Source organism: Bacillus sp. C30, from assembly GCF_040838255.1.
Taxonomy (GTDB): Bacteria; Bacillota; Bacilli; order Bacillales; family Bacillaceae_G; genus Bacillus_A; species Bacillus_A mycoides.
This window is the reverse complement of record NZ_JBFPJH010000424.1, coordinates 1-2509: the sequence shown is the minus strand read 5'-3', so window position 1 is coordinate 2509 and position 2509 is coordinate 1. Positions and strand designations below refer to the sequence as shown.

Genomic DNA, 2509 nt, shown 5'->3' with positions numbered 1-2509 from the left:
GTTCAGGTGTTACTTCATACTAAAAGGTTGATGGGCATGGAGGACCACCAACCTTTCATCATATTTCTTTAGATGTTTTTATTCATTATCATTAAACTGAATATTCAATCTTTATTTATTTCATTCATTATGTAAATAAAAAAGGATAATCCGCCCTCATAATGGACTAACTATCCTATAAATTATTATCTGAATTTAATAAAACTAGAACTTCTTTCCCTATGTATATTTACTTCGTTACTTCACCAAACTGCGCTCTCGTCACTTTCGCTAAATCATCCACTTTAAGCTCAATTTGTGCACCAATTTTCCCGCCGCTTACAATGATTGTTTCAAGTGATTGGGCGCTCTCATCAATACATGTAGAAAATAGCTTCTTCATCCCTACTGGTGAACAACCGCCGCGAATATACCCTGACACTTTCGTAATATCTTTAACAGGAATCATTTCAATCTTCTTTTCACTTACCGCTTTTGCCGCTGCTTTTAAATTTAGTTCCTCATCTACCGGAATAATAAACACATGATAATCCTTACTATTCCCTTGAGCGATAAGTGTTTTATATACTTCTCTCACTTCTCGTCCAATTTTATCCGCTACTGATACGCCATCAATTTTCCCATCGTTTGGATCGTATGACATCATGGAATATTCAATTTTTTCTTTATCTAATATTCGCATCGCATTTGTTTTATCTTTTTTCATGAGGATCTCCTTAAAAGTTAGTTCATATCATTAAGTTTTCTTTTATTATACACTCTTTTCAATTTCTCCTACATAACTTCACGTATTATCCAAAACTGAAAATATTGATATTTCCAAATTCATCTGATATAATTTGGAAAAACTTATGTTAAGGAGAGATTTTTAATGCGAACTTTTAATACGTCTTTCCAACTTCATCATCATACGTAACGCCGTGTATCCGAAGAAAAATTTTTCTTCGTGGGTACAGGGCTTTTCCTGTTGACCCACGAAGCGTTCATAAAGCTATGTGGGTATTTTTATACCCGCATAGCTTTTTTTAATTTAAAAGAGGAGTGATTATGGTGGAAATGAAAAATGTAAAAGGGACAAAAGACTATTTACCAGAGGAACAAGTACTACGAAATAAAATTAAAAGAGCTTGTGAAGATACGTTTGAACGTTATGGCTGTAAACCGTTAGAGACACCAACGTTAAATATGTATGAGCTTATGTCTTACAAGTACGGTGGTGGCGATGAAATTTTAAAAGAAATATATACACTTAAGGATCAAGGAAAACGCGATCTTGCCTTACGTTATGATTTAACAATTCCATTCGCAAAAGTCGTGGCGATGAATCCGAACATCCGCCTACCCTTTAAACGCTATGAAATTGGGAAAGTATTTCGAGATGGGCCAATTAAACAAGGAAGATTCCGTGAGTTCATTCAATGTGACGTTGATATAGTCGGTGTAGAATCAGTCATGGCGGAAGCTGAACTCATGAGCATGGCGTTTGAGCTGTTCCGAACGTTAAACTTAGAAGTAACGATCCAATATAATAACCGAAAATTGTTAAACGGTATTCTCCAGTCTATTAACATCCCTACTGAACTAACGAGTGACGTAATTTTATCATTGGATAAAATCGAAAAGATTGGGATTGATGGTGTACGAAAAGATGTATTGGAGCGCGGGATTACTGTAGAAATGGCTGATACAATATGTAATACTGTTTTATCTTGCCTAAAGCTCCCTATAGCCGACTTTAAAGACACTTTCAATAATACACTTGTCGCCGATGGAGTAGAGGAACTACAACAACTACAGCAATACTTACTCGCTCTCGGAATAAATGAAAATACGATATTCAATCCGTTTTTAGCAAGAGGACTCACAATGTATACAGGCACTGTGTATGAAATCTTTCTAAAAGATGGCACGATTACATCTAGCATCGGTAGCGGTGGTCGATACGATAATATTATCGGAGCATTCCGTGGTGATAATATGAACTATCCAACAGTCGGTATTTCATTCGGATTAGATGTCATTTATACAGCTCTATCACAGAAAGCAACAACATCATCTACAGCAGATCTTTTTATCATTCCACTCGGGACAGAATTACAATGTTTACAAATCGCCCAGCAATTGCGTTCTACTACTTCCTTAAAAATCGAACTTGAACTAGCTGGACGTAAATTGAAACGTGCCCTTAATTATGCAAATAAAGAAAATATCCCGTATGTGCTAATAATTGGTGAAGAGGAACTATCTACAGAAACAGTTGTATTGCGTAATATGAAGGAAGGTACTGAAGTGAAGATTCCCCTCTCTTCCTTGGAAAATAACACATTTAATAACTATATATAATAAGCGCCACCCTCATTTGGGTGGTTTTTCTAGTGAAGAAATAAAGTGAAACTATAATCAGTGGGGGGGTTGTTCATCCCCCACTGATTATTAGCCTTCACCAATCGGGCTTTTACGGGCAGTTGATCTCCCACCTAACTTCTTTGCTCCAGCCGAATTTTGAGGT

Annotated in this window: 2 protein-coding genes; one reads left to right on the top strand and one right to left on the bottom strand. The window is 36.3% G+C overall.

Annotated features, from left to right (window positions below; genetic code table 11):
• Nucleotides 1-229 precede the first annotated feature (229 nt).
• Entirely contained in the window at nucleotides 230-706 is a 477-nt protein-coding gene (gene ybaK / locus AB3X49_RS21205) for a Cys-tRNA(Pro) deacylase (protein ID WP_002066092.1), read from the bottom strand.
• Between the two features lie 341 nt (nucleotides 707-1047).
• On the opposite strand from ybaK, the gene AB3X49_RS21200 reads away from it, so the two are divergent.
• Nucleotides 1048-2343, top strand: a complete 1296-nt coding sequence (locus AB3X49_RS21200; RefSeq protein ID WP_061689154.1) for a histidine--tRNA ligase — start codon at nucleotides 1048-1050, stop codon at nucleotides 2341-2343.
• Nucleotides 2344-2509: the final 166 nt, after the last annotated feature.

What these genes read in the sequence shown, in the direction of transcription:
- ybaK (WP_002066092.1), bottom strand. Translation starts at nt 706, where the DNA reads ATGAAAAAAGATAAAACAAATGCGATGCGAATATTAGATAAAGAAAAA.
- AB3X49_RS21200 (WP_061689154.1), top strand. Translation starts at nt 1,048, where the DNA reads ATGGTGGAAATGAAAAATGTAAAAGGGACAAAAGACTATTTACCAGAG.